13 protein-coding genes and 2 tRNA genes are annotated in these 15385 nt (G+C 39.3%); 4 read left to right on the forward strand and 11 right to left on the reverse strand.

The window, feature by feature from the left end:
* Window position 1: 1 nt before the first annotated feature.
* The 10 genes from GM920_RS23070 to atpD all read right to left on the reverse strand — a co-directional run bounded on the left by GM920_RS23070 (window position 2) and on the right by atpD (window position 12850).
* Window positions 2-1471, reverse strand: coding sequence for an ATP-binding cassette domain-containing protein (locus GM920_RS23070; RefSeq protein ID WP_182961753.1), 1470 nt, complete (start codon window positions 1469-1471; stop codon window positions 2-4).
* Window positions 1471-2055, reverse strand: a complete 585-nt coding sequence (gene leuD, locus GM920_RS23075) for a 3-isopropylmalate dehydratase small subunit (protein ID WP_182961754.1) — start codon at window positions 2053-2055, stop codon at window positions 1471-1473. The genes GM920_RS23070 and leuD overlap by 1 nt, the downstream gene beginning before the upstream one ends.
* A gap of 11 nt (window positions 2056-2066) precedes the next feature.
* Window positions 2067-3482 (reverse strand): 3-isopropylmalate dehydratase large subunit, encoded by a 1416-nt coding sequence (gene leuC, locus GM920_RS23080; protein WP_182961755.1) that lies wholly within the window; start codon window positions 3480-3482, stop codon window positions 2067-2069.
* Between the two features lie 57 nt (window positions 3483-3539).
* A complete protein-coding gene (ilvC, locus tag GM920_RS23085) occupies window positions 3540-5021 on the reverse strand; it encodes a ketol-acid reductoisomerase (protein ID WP_182961756.1) in 1482 nt (493 codons plus the stop codon).
* Window positions 5022-5108: 87 nt separating this feature from the next.
* On the reverse strand, window positions 5109-5726 hold the full coding sequence (ilvN, locus tag GM920_RS23090) for an acetolactate synthase small subunit (RefSeq protein ID WP_182961757.1): 618 nt from the start codon (window positions 5724-5726) through the stop codon (window positions 5109-5111).
* Window positions 5727-5735: 9 nt separating this feature from the next.
* A complete protein-coding gene (gene ilvB / locus GM920_RS23095) occupies window positions 5736-7475 on the reverse strand; it encodes a biosynthetic-type acetolactate synthase large subunit (RefSeq protein WP_182961758.1) in 1740 nt (579 codons plus the stop codon).
* A 33-nt stretch (window positions 7476-7508) separates the two neighbouring features.
* Window positions 7509-9206, reverse strand: coding sequence for a dihydroxy-acid dehydratase (gene ilvD / locus GM920_RS23100; RefSeq protein WP_182961759.1), 1698 nt, complete (start codon window positions 9204-9206; stop codon window positions 7509-7511).
* A 1-nt stretch (window position 9207) separates the two neighbouring features.
* Entirely contained in the window at window positions 9208-10098 is an 891-nt protein-coding gene (locus GM920_RS23105) for a branched-chain amino acid transaminase (RefSeq protein ID WP_182961760.1), read from the reverse strand.
* 981 nt (window positions 10099-11079) lie between these two features.
* Window positions 11080-11322 (reverse strand): ATP synthase F1 subunit epsilon, encoded by a 243-nt coding sequence (atpC, locus tag GM920_RS23110; RefSeq protein WP_182961761.1) that lies wholly within the window; start codon window positions 11320-11322, stop codon window positions 11080-11082.
* 22 nt (window positions 11323-11344) lie between these two features.
* Window positions 11345-12850 (reverse strand): F0F1 ATP synthase subunit beta, encoded by a 1506-nt coding sequence (gene atpD / locus GM920_RS23115; RefSeq protein ID WP_062547054.1) that lies wholly within the window; start codon window positions 12848-12850, stop codon window positions 11345-11347.
* 239 nt (window positions 12851-13089) lie between these two features.
* Between atpD and GM920_RS23120 the strand changes: the two genes are divergently transcribed.
* From GM920_RS23120 to GM920_RS23135, 4 genes are all read left to right on the forward strand, one after another.
* Window positions 13090-14004, forward strand: a complete 915-nt coding sequence (locus GM920_RS23120) for an SDR family oxidoreductase (RefSeq protein ID WP_182961762.1) — start codon at window positions 13090-13092, stop codon at window positions 14002-14004.
* A gap of 17 nt (window positions 14005-14021) precedes the next feature.
* Entirely contained in the window at window positions 14022-14486 is a 465-nt protein-coding gene (locus GM920_RS23125; RefSeq protein WP_182961763.1) for a redoxin domain-containing protein, read from the forward strand.
* Between the two features lie 109 nt (window positions 14487-14595).
* A tRNA-Arg gene (locus tag GM920_RS23130) sits at window positions 14596-14669 on the forward strand.
* A gap of 91 nt (window positions 14670-14760) precedes the next feature.
* Window positions 14761-14837 (forward strand) — tRNA-Arg (locus GM920_RS23135).
* Between the two features lie 355 nt (window positions 14838-15192).
* Here the strand turns inward: GM920_RS23135 and GM920_RS23780 are convergent.
* A partial coding sequence (locus GM920_RS23780; protein WP_235964622.1) for a hypothetical protein occupies window positions 15193-15385 on the reverse strand: 193 nt, incomplete at its 5' end.

The raw sequence follows: 15385 nt of genomic DNA on the forward strand, positions 1-15385 counted from the left end.
TTTAAATGCTTTGTAATAAGTGTTCAACGGATTTTACTGCACCGTCTTCTAATAATATTCTTTTCTCTATGCAGGCTGGAAGTTGTGATTCAAAGTGGCCAACGTAAATTAACGTGCTGCCATCTTTACACAGTTCATCTACCAGTCTGTTGAAATGTTGTGTCTGTTGCTGATCTAGCCCCTGACAAGGTTCATCAAGAATCAGTATTGCTGGTTTTTTAACAATAGTCCTCGCCAATAAGGTTAAGCGTTGCTTGCCTAATGGCAGTTCATTCATCAAAGTGTTTTTGTAGGCTGATAATCCGAAATACTGGATCAACTCATCTACCTGGGCATGTTTTGTTGATCCCGGACTGCAATACAATCCTGAACTGTCATAAAATCCGGAGGCGATACTTTGCCAAACAGTAGCAGAGGCATCAAAATACCAGTGTAATTCTGGTGAAATTAAACCAATGCGTTCTTTGATCTCCCAGATGCTTTCGCCAGTTCCTCTTTTATTCCCGAAAAGGAAGAAGTTGTTGGCATAAGCCTGAGGATGATCTCCACTGATTAAACTTAACAAAGTTGATTTTCCAGAGCCATTATGCCCTTGTAAAAGCCACTTTTCACCTGGTTTCACTTCCCAGTTGATGTTTTTTAATACTTGTTTATCTCCATATCTGATGTTCACATCAATCATCTTGATGATGTGTTCAGCTGAATCAGTAAGGATTTCTCTTTGCAGAAAAGAAGGTAAAGGTTTAATGATTTCTTCCACTTCTTGTTGAGGTAATTCAGGGGAAGAAATCTCTTGTAATCTGCCATCTTTTAAAAGCGCAAAGCGATTGATCGCTGCTGGTAACTCGCTTTCATTGCCAATGATGATCAACTGGGTTCCATTTTCCGATATTTCGGTCAATAAATCATTTAAGTTTTTACGGGAAAGTTTATCCAATCCATTGTATGGTTGATCTAAGATTAACAATTGAGGTTTAGACCATAAGGCCTTAACCAATTGTAATTTCTTATGTTCTCCGCTAGACAATTGTAAAAGCGCTGAATTTTTTAAACCTGCAAAACCTAATGCAGTTAATAATCGTTCTAATGCTTCAAATGAAAGTTGCTGATCATTGCCAAAGCGCGTCAATTCTGCGATCACCGTAGCGGTAATTGCCGTAGCCAAACTCTGGTAACGCTGTTGATAATAGAAATTAGAAGCCCCTTCAAGATCTTTAAACTGATACCAGTTCGCTACATAATGTACCTTTGCTGGCAAGGGAGAAGAAAGATCAAAATTCAGCTGAATGTCGCCCTCTAAGGTAGGGATCATACCTGCAATTGCTTTTGCTAAAGTAGTTTTTCCGGTACCACTTTCGCCACATAACAACCAATTGTCATTGCGATTTATCGTCCAGCATAAATCCTGTAATACAGGTTTCTGCTGATACTTTAAATTAAGGTTGTGAATATGGACGACGGGCTGTGACATTATTTTGTTTGTTCAAATTCTTCAATTAAATGCTTTTGGTTTAAGATGAAATCGATATCATCATAACCATTGATTAAGCAAGATTTTTTATAAGCATTGATCTCAAAACCTTCTTGAGCACCAGTAGCTACAATAGTTACGGTTTGGTTTTCTAAATCTACTTCCAGCTGTGCAGCATGGTCTTTTTCAACGGTGCTAAAGATTTCAGCTAAGAACGCATCAGTTACCTGAATAGGCAATAGACCATTGTTCAAAGCATTTCCTTTAAAGATGTCTGCAAAGAAACTGCTGATCACCACATCAAAACCTGCATCTTGAATTGCCCATGCGGCGTGCTCGCGACTACTTCCGCAACCGAAGTTTTTTCCTGCAACCAGGATTCTTCCGCTATAGTCTGGGTTATTCATGACGAAATCAGCTTTAAGCGTTTGATCTCCATTGTAACGCCAGTCGCGGAATAAGTTCTCACCAAAACCTTCACGGGTCGTTGCTTTTAGAAATCTCGCCGGAATGATCTGATCCGTATCAATGTTCTCTATGTTTAAAGGCACAACTGCCGAGGTTAATTTTTCAAATTTTCTCATGATTCTTCGGATTAAGCGTGTACAGGTTCGTTCAATAAAGTTCTTACATCGGTAACCTTACCCGTAATTGCAGCTGCTGCTGCGGTTAATGGGCTGGCTAAAAATGTGCGGGAATCCGGACCTTGTCTGCCTTCAAAGTTTCTGTTAGAAGTAGACACACAGTATTTTCCTGCTGGAATTTTATCTTCATTCATTCCTAAGCAAGCACTACATCCTGGCTCACGCAATTGAAAACCTGCAGCTTCAAAAATCTTATCTAAGCCTTCCGCAATTGCTTGTTGTTCCACTTGTTTAGAACCCGGAACAATCCATGCAATTACATTTTCTGCTTTCTGGCGACCTTTTACAAATTCCGCCACTTCCCGTAAATCTTCGATTCTTGAATTGGTACAGCTGCCAATGAATACATAATCAATAGCTTTTCCTACCAATTCTGTATCTTCTTCGATGCCCATATAATCCAAAGCTTTTTGGAAAGAAGCCTGTTCAGAAACCGCTTGATCACCTGTAGCAGGGATGTGTGCAGCGATGCCCATACCCATACCTGGATTTGTTCCGTAAGTAATCATTGGGCTGATGTCTGCTGCGTCAAACGTTAATACGCTATCAAATTTCGCATCAGCATCACTATATAATGTTTTCCAATAAGCTAGTGATTTATCCCACTCTTCGCCTGCCGGAGCAAATTCTCTTCCTTTAATGTAATCGTAAGTGATCTGGTCAGGGGCAATTAAACCACCTCTGGCACCCATCTCAATACTCATATTACAGATCGTCATTCTCGCTTCCATACTCAAAGCCTCAATGGTTGATCCTGCATATTCAATAAAATAACCTGTACCACCGGCAGCAGATATTTTAGCGATAATGTATAGAATAATGTCTTTAGCAGAAACACCAGTACCCAACTCACCATTCACCTCGATTTTCATCGTTTTTGGTTTCTGTTGCAATAAGCATTGTGTTGCAAAAACCTGCTCTACTTGTGAAGTACCAATACCGAAAGCAATTGCACCAAAAGCACCATGTGTAGAGGTATGACTATCACCACAAACCATCGTTTTTCCTGGAAGGGTAATCCCTAATTCCGGACCGATAACGTGGACAATTCCTTGGAAAGGGTGACCTAAACCATACAGCTCAATACCGAATTCTGCACAGTTTTTAGTCAGCATATCCACCTGAAAACGGGAAAGCTCTTCTTTAATTGGTTGTAATTGATTTAAAGTAGGTACGTTGTGATCTGCGGTAGCCACAGTTTGTTGCGGGCGGAAAACAGGTAAACCTCTTTTACGTAAACCATCAAATGCCTGAGGAGAAGTTACCTCATGAATCAAATGGGTATCGATATATAAAATATCAGGGAAACCAGCTTCGCTTTTTACAACATGCGCATCCCAAATCTTTTCTACTAATGTTTTTGACATTTTCTTATTGCTTTGTAAATGGCTGAGGCTTTTAAAACCTCAGCCGTTTATTTATGATTAGGCAGTTTTAATTGATTTCATTGCAGTCATCGCTTTTCTCAGCTCTGCACCTACAAGTTCCACTTGGTGTGAACGAATCACTTCATTTACTGCGATCAGTGCTCTGTTATCGACAGCACCATCTTTACCTTCATTAAAGTTTTTACCTACCAATTCAGTATCTACTGTTTTCATGAAATCAGCAAGTAATGGTTTACAAGCGTAATCAAATAAGTAGCAACCGTATTCCGCAGTGTCAGAAATTACGCGGTTCATTTCGAACAATTTCTTACGTGCAATCGTGTTTGCGATAAGTGGAGTTTCATGTAAAGACTCGTAGTAAGCCGACTCAGGCTTGATACCAGCTTCCACCATGGTTTCGAAAGCCAATTCCACACCAGCTCTCACGAAGGCTACCATCAAAGTATAGTTGTCGAAATATTCTTGCTCACCGATTTTCACATCACCTGCTGGGGTTTTCTCAAAAGCAGTTTCGCCAGTAGCAGCACGCCAAGCCAATAGGTTTTTATCACCATTAGCCCAGTCTTCCATCATGATGCGGCTAAATTCACCACTCATGATATCATCCTGATGCTTTTGGAACAATGGACGCATAATCGTTTTCAACTCTTCAGAAATTTCAAAAGCTTTGATTTTAGCGATGTTACTCAATCTGTCCATCATCGCAGTGATACCACCTTGTTTCAAGGCTTCAGTGATTACTTCCACACCATATTGAACCAATTTAGAAGCATAAGCCGGATCGATACCTTTTTCTACCATTTTATCAAATGATAAGATAGAACCAGTTTGTAATAAACCACAAAGAATGGTTTGCTCACCCATTAAGTCAGATTTCACTTCCGCAACGAAAGATGATTTTAATACACCTGCTTTATGACCACCTGTACCAACGCAATAAGCTTTTGCCTGTAATAATCCTTTACCTTCCGGATCATTCTCAGGGTGTACCGCGATTAAAGTAGGAACACCGAAACCACGTACATATTCTGCTCTTACTTCACTACCAGGACATTTTGGAGCCACCATAATTACCGTAAGGTCTTTACGGATTTGCATGCCTTCTTCTACGATATTGAAACCATGTGAATACAATAAAGTAGCACCTTTTTGCATCAATGGCATCACTGCAGTAACTACTGCTGTGTGTTGTTTATCTGGAGTAAGGTTGATCACTACATCTGCTGTAGGAATTAATTCTTCGTAAGTACCAACTGTAAAATTGTTTTCCGTAGCATTTTTCCAGGAATCTCTTTTACCTTCGATAGCTTCTTTACGTAAAGTATAAGAAACATCTAAACCGCTATCTCTTAAGTTTAAACCTTGGTTTAATCCTTGTGCACCGCAACCGATCACAACTAGTTTTTTTCCTTTAAGCGCATTTACGCCATCCAGGAATTCTGAACTGTCCATGAAATCGCATACACCCAGTTGGTTTAATTTTTCTCTAAGAGGTAACGTGTTGAAATAGTTTGACATTTTTTTATAGTTATTTGATTGTAAAGGTTCTTTTAATTTTTATTGATATTTTTTTGAAGTATTCGTTCAGGCCGTTTTACAACGAGCTTACATGCTAAATACGTTTTTCTCTGCATCCAGGAATTCGTTTTCAATGACATCCTGTCCTGGCTCTCTGCGCTCAAATTCTCTCAGCTTGCGGTTAAAACCATCGCTGCTTTTGATGATCGCTACTCTGGCACTTCTCACAAATTCGATTAGGCCAAAAGGTTGTAAAACTTCGATCAGTTTATCTGTTTCTTCGCGGTGACCAGTAGTTTCAAAAACCGTATAATCTTTACGGATCACTACCGCTCTTGCGCCGTTTTCACGAAGTAAACGTTCTACAGAAACCAATTCTGCGATCGTATCTGTGGGCACTTTATAAAGCGCCATTTCTTGCCAGATGATGTCCTCGTTGGTATTGAAATATACCTTCAACACTTCTACTTGTTTCTCAATCTGACGCGCCAGTTTACGCACCACATCTTCTGTTTCGTTGATCACGATATTGAAGCGGTGAATGTGCTCAATCTCCGAAGGGGAGGTGTTTAAGCTGTCAATATTGATTTTTCTTCTTGAAAATATAATGGCAATACGATTCAATAAGCCGATTTGATTCTCGGTATATACAGTAATCGTAAATTCCTGTTTTTCATTTATTTCTATATCCTGGGAATTGCTCATGATCTTTAATTATTTAAGTCTGATTTCACTTACACTGCTACCTTGAGGAACCATAGGGAACACATTGTGCTCCTGGGCTACCATTACTTCTAAAAGGAAAGAACCTTTATGGTTTAACATTTCCTCTAATGAACTCACTAAATCTTCACGTTCTGAGATTCTTTTGCCGGCGATATAATAAGAATCGGCAAGTTTCACGAAATCCGGACTGGTGATGTCCACGAAAGAGTAGCGTTTCTCATGGAACAGTTGTTGCCATTGGCGAACCATGCCCAGGAATCTGTTATTTAAGATCATGATTTTCACATCGACACCACTTTGCATGATGGTACCCAATTCCTGAAGCGTCATTTGAAAACCTCCGTCACCAATTACTGCAACAACCGTACGGTCAGGAGCACCAAATTTAGCACCGATAGCTGCAGGTAAGCCAAAGCCCATGGTACCTAAACCACCACTGGTGATATTACTTCTGGTGTGGTTAAATTTAGCATAACGACAAGCTACCATTTGATGCTGACCAACGTCAGTCACAATGATTGCCTCACCTTTAGTTAAGATGTTCAATTGATTGATCACCTCACCCATAGTCATCTCACCACTTTCTGGGTTCAATTCTGGTTGGATGACAACTTCTTGCTCAGTTTTATCAAAAGCTCTGAATTCTGCCAACCATTCGGTATGTTTTTTCTCCTCAACCAAAGCAGTTAACAACGGTAAAGTTTCTTTACAATCTCCCCAAACCGGAACATCTGCTTTTACGTTTTTATCGATTTCAGCAGGGTCAATGTCTAAGTGAATTACTTTCGCTTGTTTGGCATACTTGTCTAAACGGCCGGTTACACGGTCGTCGAAACGCATTCCGATTGCGATCAATACGTCACAAGAATTGGTTTGAACATTCGGACCATAGTTACCATGCATGCCCAACATTCCAACGTTTAAAGGATGGTCAGTAGGAATAGCGCCAGCACCTAAGATGGTCCAAGCTGCAGGAATGCCACTTTTTTCTACGAAAGCTTTAAATTCCTGCTCTGCAAAACCTAAGGAAACACCTTGACCGAACAATATGAAAGGTTTTTTCGCTTTATTGATTAATGCTGCAGCCTCTTCAATATATTCTTTACGAACATTTGGTTTCGGACGATAGCTACGCACGTGATCACAAGGCGTGTAACCTTCAAAATCAAACATTTGTAACTGCGCATTTTTGGTGATATCGATCAATACCGGACCTGGTCTGCCGCTACGTGCAATGTAAAACGCTTTCGCTAATACTGCAGGAATCTCGTTGGCGTCCGTAATCTGGTAATTCCATTTCGTTACCGGCGTGGTGATGTTAATCACGTCTGTTTCCTGGAAAGCATCTGTACCTAATAAATGTGCATACACCTGACCTGTGATACAAACCATCGGCGTGCTGTCGATTTGCGCATCAGCCAAGCCTGTAACCAGGTTGGTTGCACCCGGACCGCTTGTTGCAAATACGACACCTACTTTTCCAGAAGTACGTGCATAACCTTGTCCGGCATGTGTACCACCTTGTTCATGGCGTACTAAAATATGTTTTAACTTGTCTTTGTAGTCGTATATCGCATCATAAATAGGCATGATGGCACCACCTGGATAACCAAAAATGGTATCAGTACCTTCTGCTATTAATCCTTCCAATAAAGCCACAGAACCAGAAACACTTATTGTTTTCTTCGGTTCCGTTAAGGTGTTTATATCCTCTTGTGCTGTGTTCATTGTTTTAATTTAGGTATGGGGTTCTTAAATTGATTAGTGAGTGTAGGCATCGGTTACACAGCCTTCGCTGGCATCGCTTACTTGTTTCAGGTATTTGTAAAGCACACCTCCTTTGACGGGCGGTGGTAATTGTTTCCAAACCGCTTTACGGTTTTCCATTTCTTCTTCCGTAATCTGTAGGTTTAAAGTATTGTTTACCGCATCAATAACGATGATGTCATTGTCATGTACAAAAGCGATATTTCCACCGTCCCAAGCTTCCGGAGTGATGTGACCTACCACGAAACCATGCGTACCACCAGAGAAACGACCATCAGTAATTAAGGCTACTGATTTTCCCAATCCTGCACCAATAATGGCAGAAGTAGGCTTCAACATTTCCGGCATACCAGGTGCACCTTTAGGACCTACCTGTCTGATCACGACTACATCACCTCTTTTCACTTTACCACTTTGAATTCCAGCGATCAATGATTTCTCACCATCAAATACACGCGCCGGGCCTTCAAATCTTTCTCCCTCTTTACCGGAGATTTTAGCTACTGAACCTTTTTCTGCGATGTTACCATACAACATTTGAAGGTGGCCAGTTGCTTTTAGCGGGTTGGTTACCGGAAGGATTACTTTTTGAGTATCAAAATCTAAGTCTAATGCTTGTTCCACATTTTCAGCAAGCGTTTTTCCGGTTACTGTCATACAGTCACCATGAATCAATCCTACTTTCAAAAGATACTTTAGAATGGCAGGAACACCACCGATCTCATGAACATCTTCCATTAAATAATTACCACTAGGCTTTAAATCGGCCAATACCGGTGTCGAATCACTTACCGCCTGGAAGTCGGCTAAATTCAAGGTTAATCCTACTGATTTCGCCATCGCGATTAAATGCAATACTGCATTTGTAGAACCACCCAATACCATTACCGTTACAATTGCATTGTGAAATGCTTTCTCGGTCATGATGTCTGATGGAAGGATGTTTTTCTCTAATAAAACACGGATGGCTTTACCAGCATTTAAACATTCTTCTTTCTTTTCGTCACTCAATGCAGGGTAAGAAGAGCTATAAGGTAAACTCATTCCTAAAGCTTCGATTGCCGAAGCCATAGTATTTGCAGTGTACATACCACCACAAGCGCCAGCGCCCGGGCAAGTATTGCGAATGATTCCCTGGAAATCTTCTTCCGCTAAATTTCCTGCTAACTTTTCCCCAAGGGCTTCAAAAGCAGAAACGATGTTTAATGTTTTTCCTTTATATTTTCCGGAGTGGATACTTCCACCATATACCATGATCGCAGGGCGATTTAATCTGCCCATTGCCATGATGGAACCCGGCATATTTTTATCACAACCTGGCAATGCAATTACGCCATCGTAATATTGTCCACCACAAATGGTTTCAATTGAATCTGCAATCACATCTCTGGAAACCAAAGAATAACGCATTCCATCTGTGCCATTAGACATACCGTCGCTTACACCGATGGTATTGAAGGTTAAACCGACCATTCCATTACCCCAGACACCATCTTTAACAATTTTTGCTAAATCATTTAGGTGCATGTTGCAGGTATTTCCATCATATCCCATACTTGCAATGCCGACCTGGGCTTTGTCCATATCTTCTTTGGTCAAGCCAATTCCGTATAACATGGCCTGTGCAGCAGGTTGGGTTGGATCCTGCGTGAATACTTTACTGTAGCGGTTTAATTCTGGTGATTGTGACATATTATATGATTACTTCGTAATTTTGTTTTTCTAACACTAAACATTTGTAAGTGCGTTGTATGGTGGCACCAACACTATCATTCCATCTAATGGGGAACTGATATTCATCAATCGATGCAATTCCTGCAATCTCTGTAGCAGTTCCACAGAAGAAAGCACTGTCTGCATGTTTTAAGTCGGCAACCGATAAGTGTTTTTCAATGATTTCTATATCTAGAATATGACATAGCTCAATTACCGTGGCACGGGTGATTCCTGGAAAGATGTTACCTAGTGCTGGGGTATATAATTTTCCATTTTTCTCGATAAAGATGTTCGCGCCTGGACCTTCAGCGATATTCCCGTTCGAATCTAATAATACAGCCTCATCAAATCCATTGCGTTTGGCTTCCATTGTAGCTAACGTAGCGTTTCCATCGTTGCCAGTTACTTTAGCCTCTATAGGGAAAGATTTTGTGTTCGGACGCTCATAGCTGGATACCCCAACTTTTAATTGTTCGTTGCCAGGATAGGCATCCCAATCCCAAGCACAGATCATGATAGATACCTCTGTAGCAGAAACCATCGACATGTTAGGAGCACAGTACACCAATGGACGGATGTAAGCATCTTTTAAATTATTCAATTGAAGTAATTTATAGGTTTGCTTAATTAAGTCATTTACTTCCCATGGAAAAGGCAAGTTCACCAATTCTGCAGATCTTTTTAATCTTTCGAAATGTTCTCTGGCCTTAAATACACGGGTTCCATTGTGTGTTTGATACGCCCTGATCCCCTCAAATACAGCGTAACCATAGTGAAGCGATTGCTCGTATATTTCGGCAGTCGCGTTGGCGGCTTTCTGGAACTTGCCGTCTAAGTATAACACTGTATTTGAATTGAAGTATTTCATTGGTTAAGCTCTAGGTATGGTGTTGGTACTGGTATTGGTTCATTAAAAAAGCGCCACTTGTGGGGGGCGCTTGAGTTTATTTTTATTTTTAAAATATTCTATTGCAGCGCCTTTTCCTTCTGAATTACCAGCAGAAGAATCACATTAATAATGACAATAATTAAGGCGGTGATGTTAAAGTTCATTTTATTAGTGTTTTATAAGCAGCTTGTAATTGTTGTTGCTTTATAAATCCAATTTAGGTCTTGTGATCTATACTATCAATAGCTGCATAAAAATAAATGAAAAAAAATATAATTTGTTATTTTTAGTTAAATAACAAATTTTGTATCTGAAAATTACTGGTTTTAACTTCTTTACGTGGATGGTACTATACCAAATATGAAATCGGTATTCGGTATAGGTATTATGCTTGCATTGTATTTTTGTTCATTTTCTGCCTAAAATTGGAAAATGGTCAAAAAAGTTGAAGAAAATACGACTAAAATATAAGGAGGTTGCCAAATAAAATGTGGTGGGTTTTTTGCGTCTAATTTTCGGGTTTGGGCGAATTTTTTCTGATAAAGTTAGGTTATGCTCAAGAAATAAAGATCTTGGTTCAAAAAACTGGGATATTTTAAGAGGCGCCAAATAAGATTTCGGGAATGCAGTTGGGAAAACGTTGATTTCTGCCAAAGATTTTAAAATCAACAGAAAATATGACTGATTTTTAATCAATGAACAGAATAAAATAATGGTCTTGATTTTGCTCAATCTACTTCAGGGAGTGTAAGAACTAGCCGGATGGCTGTTGGCTGCGTATGTGGTCATGATAGCAAGCAAGCAAGCAAGCAAGCAAGCAAGCAAGCAAGCAAGCAAGCAAGCAAGCAACTTATTTAGGGAAAAGGAGAGAAGAACTGTAAAGAATACATTCTACTTAAAAATTAGGGCAAAAAAAAAGGATGTCGTTTCGGACATCCTTTTTTTATTATGCTTTAAATATTAAGCAACCCCTTCGGCTAGAACAATAATCTTATTTTTCAAAACCTCTACTACGCCACCTTTAATATTAAAGGTTTCATTGCCTGTTGTGGTTTTAACAATTACTGGACCGTCTTCTAAGGTTGAGATAATAGGAGCATGGTCATGCAAAATTTGAAATGAACCCATGGTACCTGGTACAGTAACAGCTGTTACTTCGCCTTCAAAGACTTTTTTATCTGGTGTTAATATTTCTAGTGTCATATTCAAAGTGTATGCGCTTTAATTAAGCGTTTGCTTCAGCTAATAGTTTTTTACCTTTTTCGATTGCATCTTCGATACCACCTACTAAGTTAAATGCAGCCTCTGGATATTCATCAACTTCACCATCCATAATCATGTTAAATGCTTTGATGGTATCTTTAATGTCAACCAACACACCTTTTAAGCCTGTAAACTGCTCAGCTACGTGGAATGGTTGAGATAAGAAACGTTGAACACGACGTGCACGGTGAACGATTAATTTATCTTCTTCAGATAATTCGTCCATACCTAAGATCGCGATGATATCTTGTAACTCTTTGTAACGTTGTAAGATTTCTTTCACACGTTGTGCAGTGTTATAGTGTTCGTCACCTAATACCGCTGGAGATAAGATTCTTGAAGTTGAATCCAATGGATCCACTGCAGGATAAATACCTAGCTCAGAGATTTTACGAGACAATACTGTAGTTGCATCTAAGTGGGCAAACGTTGTAGCCGGAGCTGGATCCGTTAAATCATCCGCAGGTACATAAACAGCCTGTACAGATGTAATTGATCCACGTTTAGTTGAAGTAATACGTTCCTGCATTAATCCCATCTCTGTTGCCAAAGTTGGTTGGTAACCTACCGCAGAAGGCATACGACCTAAAAGTGCCGATACTTCAGAACCTGCCTGAGTGAAACGGAAGATGTTATCAACGAAGAAAAGGATGTCTTTTCCAGCGCCTTCGCCATCACCATCACGGAAGTATTCTGCAACTGTTAATCCTGATAAAGCTACACGAGCACGAGCTCCTGGAGGTTCGTTCATTTGACCGAATACCAATGTTGCTTTAGAATCTTTTAGTTTTTCAGTGTCAACTTTGCTTAAATCCCATCCGCCTTTTTCCATCGAATGAAGGAATTCTTCACCATAGTTGATTACACCAGATTCGATAAACTCACGTAAAAGGTCATTACCTTCACGTGTACGCTCACCTACACCAGCAAATACTGATAAACCTGCATACGCTTTCGCGATGTTGTTTACCAACTCCATGATCAATACTGTTTTACCAACACCAGCACCACCGAATAAACCGATCTTACCACCTTTAGCGTAAGGCTCTAATAAATCGATTACTTTGATACCAGTAAATAGTACTTCTGATTCAGTTGATAGCTCGTCAAATTTTGGCGGAGCATTGTGGATTGGTCTACCGTTAGTTTTATCAATCGTGTTGATACCATCGATAGCATCACCAACAACATTGAATAGACGACCTTTAATCTGATCACCAACAGGCATTTTGATAGGTGCGCCAGTATCTACTGCTTTCATGCCACGAACTAAACCGTCGGTTGAGTCCATTGCAATTGCACGTACGCGGTCTTCACCAAGATGTTGTTGAACTTCTAAAACGACCTTTTGACCGTTTTCTTTTTCAATCTCTAATGCAGAGAAAATTTGAGGTAAATGAGCATCGTCAGCAAAACTCACGTCAACTACCGGTCCTATAATCTGCGCTATTTTTCCAATGTTAGGCATATATTGTTTTGGGTAAAATTATAAATATCAAAATGTTAAAGGCCGTTTTTAGAGCCCACAATTCGGTTTGCAAAGTTAAGATTTTTCAACATAAATTGCATATATAAATAAAAAGTTTTTCCACAGTTTTTAAATCAATATTTTAGCCGGTATAAAACAAGGTACGAACAAGCCCTTTTTGACGTTAAAAAGAGAGTTTTTGACCTGCTAGATTCATCCTAAGGAAATAGAAAATATTCATGAAAACAATACTGGTAACGGGTAGCAATGGCCTTCTAGGGCAGAAAATCACGGAAAGAGTGCTCTTAACAAAACAATTTAACCTGATCGCGACTGCAAAAGGAGAGAACCGCTATCCAATTAAGGAAGGTTATGTTTATGCGGAAATGGATATTCTGAATGCATCGAATGTCAAAGAGATTGTTGCAAAATATAGACCCGATGCGATCATTCATACGGCAGCAATGACCAATGTGGATACTTGTGAAGCTCAAAAAGAGCAAGCTTATGCGCTAAATGTGAAAGCAGTGGAGACACTTATTGATGTTTGTGAGCAGTATGATGTTCAGTTGGTTCATTTGTCAACCGATTTTGTCTTTGATGGTAAAAATGGCCCGTACGACGAGGAGGCGCCGACTTGCCCGGTAAGTTACTACGGTCAGACTAAAGTCGAGGCAGAAGAAGCGTTGAAACAGTCTGAAATTAAATGGGCAGTGTTGAGGACTATTATAGTATATGGTATTGTAAGTGACATGAGTCGGAGCAATATTGTATTATGGGCAAAAGGTGCTTTAGAAAAAGGAGAACCTATTCAGGTAGTCAACGACCAATGGCGCATGCCAACCCTTGCAGAAGATTTGGCAGACTGCTGTTTACTTGCGGTAGCCAAAAATGCGCAAGGCATATATAGTGCTTCAGGAAAAGATATGATGAGCATCTCAGAATTGGTCGCTAAAGTGGCTGATTTCTGGAGCCTGGATAAAAGTCTGATTAAGGAGATCTCTGCCGAAACATTAAATCAAACCGCTAAGCGTCCGCAGAGAACGGGATTTATACTAGATAAAACCATCCATGACCTGGGCTATGCCCCGCATAGCTTTGAACAAGGCCTGGAAATATTAAATCAACAATTACTAGCTACAGAAACCGTTTAAATTCTAATATATATACTATGGCATTACAAGTTGGCGATCAAGCCCCGGATTTTAAGTTATTCAGCTCTGAACTGAAAGAAGTATCCTTATCTGACTATAAAGGAAAGAAATTAGTAATCCATTTCTTCCCATTGGCATTTACAGGTGTTTGCACTGCACAGTTGTGCACGATGAGAGATAGCTTTGGCTATTATGAAGGTATGAATGCAGATGTGGTAGGTATCTCTGTAGATTCTCCTTTTACCCTGGCTAAATTTAAGGAAGATCAAAGCTACCAGTTTCCTTTACTTTCTGATTTTAACAAAGAAGTGTCGCAAGCTTACGGTGCTTTTTATGAAGATTTCGCATTTAATATGAAAGGAATATCAAAAAGAGCAGCTTTTGTGATCAATGAAGAAGGAAAAATTATTCATGCAGAAGTTTTAGAAGATGCTGGTAATATGCCTGATTTTGACGCAATTAAACGCTCAATTGAAGCTTAATCGCAGTTTTTAAGGAGTAGTGTTTGAAATTTATTTTAAATAAAGTTTGTATTTTCAATTTCAAACACTACTTTTGCAGTCCAATAACGAAACAACGTTTGAAGGAAATGCATTTGTAGCTCAATTGGATAGAGCATCTCACTACGGATGAGAAGGTTTGGGGTTCGAATCCCTACAAGTGCACGAAAAACCTTAGAGAAATCTAAGGTTTTTTTTGTTGATCTTTTCGATTTTAGGTTTCCTAACCGACATCGATACAACGCAAATGAAAAATGCATTTGTAGCTCAATTGGATAGAGCATCTCACTACGGATGAGAAGGTTTGGGGTTCGAATCCCTACAAGTGCACCACAGAAAGAGGGAATTTCAGCAATGAGATTCCCTCTTTTTTTTATTCATTTATCTGATATTCAGATTGTTGCAATTTTTTCGTATTTGCTGATTTTTGAACGCTAAAATCTTAGCGTTTTTAGAAATTTTTAAGTATTATTTTATTTAATACACTGATATATAGGTCTTTGATTCATTTTTTTTAATCAAAATTCTAAAAAAGGGTTCGATATCCGGAAGGGTGAGTTAAAGAGAGTCGAACCAAAGCAATATATCCCTAGTAGAGTAAAATTGTCAATTTAATAAAAAACAGTTAATAGCGGGCGATTAGACACTGATTTTAGAAATTTTTATCCCCAGTAAAGTAATTCATTTTTTAGCTATGGATGACCAGCTCTGCAAATCTCTCTAGGAAAAATATAACATTTTGAGCATTCCTAGATTCAATATTTCGGTTATTATTGCTTTCAAACCTTATGATTTCTTCACATTCTTTCGAGTAAACAAATTCTTCTACTGAATTTGAATCGGAAATTGCTTGGATTTCATTAGTAGTATCCAAATTTTCA

The organism is Pedobacter gandavensis (assembly GCF_014172405.1).
Taxonomy (GTDB): domain Bacteria; phylum Bacteroidota; class Bacteroidia; order Sphingobacteriales; family Sphingobacteriaceae; genus Pedobacter; species Pedobacter gandavensis.